Annotated in this window: 6 protein-coding genes; 3 read left to right on the top strand and 3 right to left on the bottom strand. The window is 71.9% G+C overall.

From position 1 onward, the window contains the following. Positions 1 to 161 precede the first annotated feature (161 nt). Positions 162 to 1,952 carry a bifunctional metallophosphatase/5'-nucleotidase gene (locus tag V6U79_RS22925; protein ID WP_334615774.1) on the top strand — a complete coding sequence of 597 codons (1,791 nt, stop codon included), beginning with the start codon at positions 162 to 164 and terminating at the stop codon, positions 1,950 to 1,952. A gap of 51 nt (positions 1,953 to 2,003) precedes the next feature. Here V6U79_RS22925 and V6U79_RS22930 read toward each other — a convergent pair whose 3' ends face one another. Both V6U79_RS22930 and V6U79_RS22935 read right to left on the bottom strand, forming a co-directional pair. Next, complete coding sequence (locus V6U79_RS22930; RefSeq protein WP_334615776.1) at positions 2,004 to 2,192, bottom strand: hypothetical protein; 189 nt, start codon at positions 2,190 to 2,192, stop codon at positions 2,004 to 2,006. A 51-nt stretch (positions 2,193 to 2,243) separates the two neighbouring features. Further along, the gene (locus V6U79_RS22935) at positions 2,244 to 3,422 is read right to left on the bottom strand and encodes a geranylgeranyl reductase family protein (RefSeq protein WP_334615777.1); all 1,179 of its coding nucleotides are present in this window, start codon (positions 3,420 to 3,422) and stop codon (positions 2,244 to 2,246) included. Between the two features lie 138 nt (positions 3,423 to 3,560). Between V6U79_RS22935 and V6U79_RS22940 the strand changes: the two genes are divergently transcribed. Then, on the top strand, positions 3,561 to 3,797 hold the full coding sequence (locus V6U79_RS22940; protein ID WP_334534522.1) for a hypothetical protein: 237 nt from the start codon (positions 3,561 to 3,563) through the stop codon (positions 3,795 to 3,797). A gap of 41 nt (positions 3,798 to 3,838) precedes the next feature. Further along, a complete protein-coding gene (locus V6U79_RS22945; RefSeq protein ID WP_334615778.1) occupies positions 3,839 to 5,272 on the top strand; it encodes an MFS transporter in 1,434 nt (477 codons plus the stop codon). Between the two features lie 219 nt (positions 5,273 to 5,491). Here the strand turns inward: V6U79_RS22945 and V6U79_RS22950 are convergent, their stop codons facing one another. Next, entirely contained in the window at positions 5,492 to 6,088 is a 597-nt protein-coding gene (locus V6U79_RS22950) for a hypothetical protein (protein WP_334615782.1), read from the bottom strand. Positions 6,089 to 6,200 lie beyond the last annotated feature (112 nt).

The following is a 6,200-nucleotide window of genomic DNA, read 5'->3' on the forward strand; positions in this document are numbered from 1 at the left end:
GCGTCATCCGCCGTGCCCGAGGCTCGGTGTGACGGTCGGGTGACCCGGGGCGCTGGTGGGGTGGAACGGGACGCCTCGGGCCGTTGTGGCAGAAGTGACGGCAGCTGGTTATGGTGCGCAACGGTGCCCACAAGGCGTCCACCCCCATGGAAAGGCATCTCATGACCTCCTCCTCCGGCGCCTCGCGCCGCCAGGTGCTGGCCGTCGCCGCTGCCGCCGCGACCGCCCCCCTGATCGCCAGCGCCCCCGCCCGGGCGGCCGCCGCGGGACCGAAGACCTGGGACCTGACGATCCTCGGCACGTCGGACACCCACGGCAACGTCTACAACTGGGACTACTACAAGGACGCCGAGTACGACGACAGCAGGCACAACGACGTCGGCGTCGCCAAGCTGGCCACCCTGGTCAACCAGATCCGCGCCGAGCGCGAGGGCCGGGCCACCCTCGTCCTCGACGCCGGCGACACCATCCAGGGCACGCCGCTGGCCACGTACTACGCCAAGCAGGAGCCGATCACCGTCACCGGTGAGACGCACCCGATGGCCAACGCCATGAACATCCTGAAGTACGACGCCGTGACGCTGGGCAACCACGAGTTCAACTACGGCCTGCCGTTGCTGGCCAAGTGGATCGAGCAGCTGGGCTTCCCGGCGCTGGCCGCGAACGCGGTCAACGAGGCGACCGGCAAGCCGGCCTACCTGCCGTACGTGATCAAGAAGGTCCGCCTCGGCGGCGCGGACTCCCCCACCATCAACGTGGGCATCCTCGGCCTGACCAACCCGGGGGTGGCCATCTGGGACAAGGCCAACGTCGAGGGCAGGCTGGTCTTCCCGGACATGGTCGAGACGGCGGCGAAGTGGGTGCCGATCATGCGGGAGCGCGGCGCGGACCTGGTCGTCATCTCCGCGCACGGCGGCGACAGCGGCACCTCCAGCTACGGCCCGGAGCTGCCGAACGAGAACCCGGTCACCCTGATCGCCCAGCAGGTCCCGGGCATCGACGCGATCCTCTTCGGCCACGCCCACGCCGAGGTGGTGGAGAAGTTCGTCACCAACACCGCCACCGGCGAGCGGGTGCTGACCGCCGAGCCGTCGAAGTGGGGCCAGCGCCTCACCCGGATGGACTTCACCGTGCAGAAGGTCCGCGGCCGGTGGAAGGTGCTCGCCAAGGGCGCCACCATGCTCAACACCAACACCGTGGTCGAGGACCCGGCGGTCCTCGCGGCTGTGCACGGCCAGCACACCAGGACCGTCGAGTACGTCAACAGGGTCGTCGCGCGGTCCAGCGTGGAGCTCTCCGCCGCCGAGTCGCGCTACAAGGACACCCCGATCCTGGACTTCATCAACCACGTCCAGACCGAGGTGGTCACCACCGCGCTCGCCGGGACGTCGTACGCGGGCCTGCCGGTGCTGTCGATCGCCGCGCCGTTCAGCCGTACCGCGGTCTTCCCGCAGGGTGACGTGCGGATCCGCGACGTCGCCGGGCTCTACGTCTTCGACAACACCCTCGAGGCCGTGGTGCTCAGCGGCGCCGAACTCCGGACCTACCTGGAGTTCTCGGCGAAGTACTTCCGGACCCTGCCGGTCGGCGCGACGGTCGACCCGGCGACCATCAGTGACCCGGCCGTGCCGGACTACAACTACGACGTCGTCTCCGGCGTCGAGTACGACATCGACATCAGCAGGCCGGTCGGCCAGCGGATCACCCGCCTGGTGCTGCCGGGCACCGACACCCCGGTCGCCGACACCGCGCAGTTCGTCGTCGCGGTGAACAACTACCGGCGCAGCGGCGGTGGCAACTTCCCGGGCATCGTGAAGACCCAGGTCTACAACGAGCAGCAGGAGATCCGCCAGCTGCTGATCGACTGGGCGCAGGCCAAAGGGGTCATCGACCCGGCCGACTTCTTCGTGCCGAACTGGAAGCTGGTCCGCGAGGGCGTGCCGGTCCTCTGACCCGTACCGCCGGACGGGCCGTGGGTGCCACACCCACGGCCCGTCCGCGCGTCAGCCGCCCCAGCCGAGCGCGCGCTGGTCGGGGTTGTCGACGGGTTCGGGGTAGTCCCGCCGAGGCTCGGTCTCGCTGAGCTCGACCCGTTCGTCCGGCCGGACGGGCGGGGGCAGCTCGCCGAAGCGAACGTGCCGTAGGAAGCGGTACTCCTCGTCGCTGAACGACGAGCGATCCGGCTCACTCATGACCGCATTGTGCGGCCCCGGTCCACGTCCGCACCAGGCCCGCCCGGCCGGTCACCCGCGCAGGTCGGTCAGCGCCCGCGCCCCCACCCCCGGGCGGCGGGGGCGGATCGGCGGCACCCGGTCCAGCACCGCCAGCGCGGCCCGGACCGGGGGCCGGGCCAGGGCCGTGTCGAAGCTGGCCCGGCCCTGACAGAACCGGACGAACATGGTCCAGCCGGCCGGCGTGGCCAGCAGACCGTGGAAGACGTCCGGGCGACGTTCGAACACCTCCAGCAGGCGGTGTCCCGCGCGCATCGACGGCACCAGTTGATCGCGTACGTCCCGCTCGTAGCGCTCCGGGTCACCGGCGGCGACCGCGGCGCCGGCGAGCGTGCCGGACCGCAGCGCGTAGCTGATCCCCTCCCGGCTCCACGGTTCGAGCAGCCCGGCGGCGTCCCCGACGACCAGCACCCGGCCGCGGCGCAGCGGCGCGTCGTCGGCCCGGCAGCGGGTCAGGTGGCCCGAGTCGTGCTCCGGCTCCACCCCCGACAGACCCAGCCGGTCGACGAAGTCGCGCAGGTAGGCGCGGGTCCGCTCCCCGTCACCGCGGGCGGCGATCACCCCCACGGTGAGGCTCCCGCCCTTCGGGAAGACCCACCCGTACGACCCGGGGACGGCGCCCCAGTCGAGCAGCAGCCGCCCGCGCCAACGCTCCTGCTCGGCGGGCGGGACCGGCAACTCCCGCTCCAGCCCCAGGTCGACCTGCCGGAAACGGACACCCACGTGCCGGGAGGTGACCCCGGCGGAGCCGTCCGCACCGATCACCGTCCGGGCGTGGACGGTGGTCCCGTCGGCCAGGCGTACGCGTACCCCGTCGGGGTCCTGGTCGAGGCCGCGGACGGCGACGCCCTCGCGGACCTCGGCCCCGGCGGTCACCGCGGCCCCGCGCAGCCGATCGTCGAACTCGTCCCGGCGCACCATCGTCACCAGCGGGGTGCGGTGCCGGCGGGTGAAGCCGCGCCGCCCGTCGCGGGTGAACGTCACCCGGTCGACCCGGTCGTGTGCCGGCACCTCGATCCGCCCGGCGACGGCGGAGAGCGACGTGCCGATCAGCCCGCCGCCGCAGGTCTTGTAGCGCGGATGGGTGGCCCGGTCCAGCACCAGCGTGCGGACGCCGCGGGCGGCGGCGACCCGGGCGGCGCAGAGCCCGGCGGGGCCGGCGCCGACGACCACGAGATCCCAGGTGATCACCGTGCCAGCGTAGGGCACGACGCGCCGACCGGCCGCTCACGACCGACCGATCGGGTGGGCATTTCCGGTCGCCCAGGGGGTAACCGGCCGTACCCAGACCGCCCGGCCTTACGGGCGGGTCACGGCAAGGAGGTCAGCATGCAGCAGGTACGACTGTCGGAGGCCGAGGTACGGGTGTACGAGGCGGTGTCCGCGCTGGAGGCGCGGGGCCAGGTGCCGTACCCGGACCTGATCGCCCAGGAGGCCGGGATAACCGAGGAGGAGGTGCACGCCCCGTTGCACCTGCTCACCGAGAAGGACCTGCTGCACCGGGAGGACTCGCCGATGGCCGGACTGGACTTCGGTCCGCGGTGGTGCGCCCGCCAGATGGCGTGAGCCGCCGGTTTGCCGCCAGGGGGCCCGGGTAGCGGTCGGGGATGCCTGATCGCCAACCCGCCGGGAGCGAACCGGGCGACATCCGCCGGTGGCAGGCGCTCGGGGTCGGACTGGTCGCGACGTTCATGACGCTGCTGGACGTCAGCATCGTCAACGTCGCGGTCCCGTCGATGGACGAGGCGCTCGGCGCGAGCCCCAGCGACCTGCAGTGGGTGCTCTCCGGGTACGCGCTGACCTTCGGTCTGGTGCTGGTGTCCGCCGGCCGGCTGGGCGACGCCCGGGGGCGACGTACCGCCTTCGTGGTGGGCGTCGCCCTGTTCACCCTCACCAGCGCCCTCGCCGGGCTGGCCCGGTCCCCCGGTTGGCTGGTGGCCGCCCGGCTGATGCAGGGCGCCGCGGCGGGCCTGGTCAACCCGCAGGTCACCGGCCTGGTCCAGCAGCTGTTCCGGGGCTCCGAGCGGGGTCGCGCCTTCGGACTGCTCGGCGCCACCATCGGCGTCTCGACAGCGGTCGGTCCGCTCCTCGGCGGCCTGCTCATCCACCTGGGCGGCGCGGAGCACGGCTGGCGCTGGGTCTTCTTCGTCAACGTCCCGGTCGGCGTCGTCGCGGTGGTGCTGGGGTGGCGGCTGCTGCCCGCCCGCCCGGCGGGGCAGCCCGACCGGCACCGACTCGACCCGGTCGGGGTACTGCTGCTCGGCGCCGGGGTGCTGCTCCTGCTGCTGCCGCTGGTGCAGCGGGAACAGTGGCACAGCCCGTGGAAGTGGGCACTGATTCCGGCCGGCCTGCTGGTGCTGGTCGCCTTCGGGCTCTGGGAACGCCGGTACGCCCGGCAGCAGACCCCCCTGTTCGACCTGCGGCTGTTCACGCTCCGCTCGTACACCCTCGGCGCGGTGATCGCGCTGGTCTACTTCGGCGGCTTCACCGCCATCTTCTTCGTCTTCACCCTGTACCTGCAGAACGGCCTCGGGTACAGCGCCCTGGTCGCCGGCCTGGCGATCACCCCGTTCGCGCTCGGCTCGGCGCTGGCCTCCGCGCTGGGCGGCCGGCTGGTCAACCGGTTCGGCCGACCACTGGTGGGCATCGGCCTGCTCGTGGTGGTGGTCGGTCTCGCGGCGGTGGTGCTCGTGCTACGCGGCTCGCCGGCCGGCTCCGTACCGCTGCTGACGGCGGTGCCACTGCTGCTCGCCGGCCTCGGCAGCGGCCTGGTCATCACCCCGAACCAGACCTTGACCCTGGCCCAGGTGCCGGTGCCGCAGGCGGGCAGCGCGGCCGGGATGCTCCAGACCGGCCAACGCATCGGCTCGGCCGCCGGGATCGCCGCCGTCGGGTCGCTCTTCTTCTCGTCCCTGGCGAGCAGCGGTGGGCAGTGGTCGGCCGCCTTCCGGCACTCCCTGCTGCTGGCCGGCGGCATCATCGCGCTCGCCCTGGTGGCGGCCGTGGTGGACATCGTCCTCAACCTCGACCGCCGCCGCTGAGGCGGCCCCACCGACCCCGCCGCTGTTCGCGGCGCTCCCGCCCTCGTGCGCGCGCCCCGGCACCGGCACCGGCACCCACCCCGGTGATCATGAAGTTATCGGCGATGTGGATCTCCATTTCTGCCAACAACGTCATGATCACCGGGGTGCGGGTGGGCGGAGACGCCGCTGGCCGGCACCCCGAGGTTGGGGTGCCGGCCAGCGGTCTGTCTTGGTGGGTCAGTTGTTCCAGTGCTTGGCGACGAGGTCGGCGGCCTGCTGCTCCCACTGTGCGTAGTGGAAGGGGTAGGCCGAGACCTGCACGGTCTGGGCGGCCTCGGTCAGCGGCATGTCCTGCCACCCGTCGACCTGCTTCAGACCCTTCAGGAACGCCAGGGTCGCGTACTCCGGGTCGGTGATCTGCTCCACCGTGCCCCAACCCGAGCTCGGGCGCTGCTGGAACAGGCCCTGCGAGTCGTGATCGTTGCGCTCACCCAGGTGACCCAGGTTCTCCAACTTCGACTCCTGCAGCGCCGTCGCGATCGCCACCACCGCGGCGCGCTCGTCCATGTCGGCCTTCTTCGTCGCCGCGATGATCGCCTTGACATTCCTGGTCTGCTCGGCGTTCAGGTCGATGCGCGACTGCTTGCCCTGCACACCATGCGGGATCAACTTGCCACCCTTGTCGGCCTTGTCCGCCTGCACCACGGCCACCGCGACAGCCTTGGCCTCGACCGGGGCGGCGTGAGCCTCGGCCACCGGACCGGCGAACACGCCACCGGCAAACGCCAGACCAGCGATGCTCAGCATGCCCTTACGCAGAATCATCGAGTTCATGACAGAAGCTCCATTCGGGGGTTGGCGACGCGTCCCAACGGGGGTCGGCACACGCGCAAGCACCACGATCAGGCGCTCAAGGAATCCAAAGGAAAAGTCTTCGATCGGCGGC

The sequence above is a fragment of the Micromonospora psammae genome (assembly GCF_036902725.1).
Classification (GTDB): domain Bacteria; phylum Actinomycetota; class Actinomycetes; order Mycobacteriales; family Micromonosporaceae; genus Micromonospora.

Coding starts and splice junctions, on each gene's coding strand:
- V6U79_RS22925 (WP_334615774.1), top strand. CDS start 162: ATGACCTCCTCCTCCGGCGCCTCGCGCCGCCAGGTGCTGGCCGTCGCC.
- V6U79_RS22930 (WP_334615776.1), bottom strand. CDS start 2,192: ATGAGTGAGCCGGATCGCTCGTCGTTCAGCGACGAGGAGTACCGCTTC.
- V6U79_RS22940 (WP_334534522.1), top strand. CDS start 3,561: ATGCAGCAGGTACGACTGTCGGAGGCCGAGGTACGGGTGTACGAGGCG.
- V6U79_RS22945 (WP_334615778.1), top strand. CDS start 3,839: ATGCCTGATCGCCAACCCGCCGGGAGCGAACCGGGCGACATCCGCCGG.
- V6U79_RS22950 (WP_334615782.1), bottom strand. CDS start 6,088: ATGAACTCGATGATTCTGCGTAAGGGCATGCTGAGCATCGCTGGTCTG.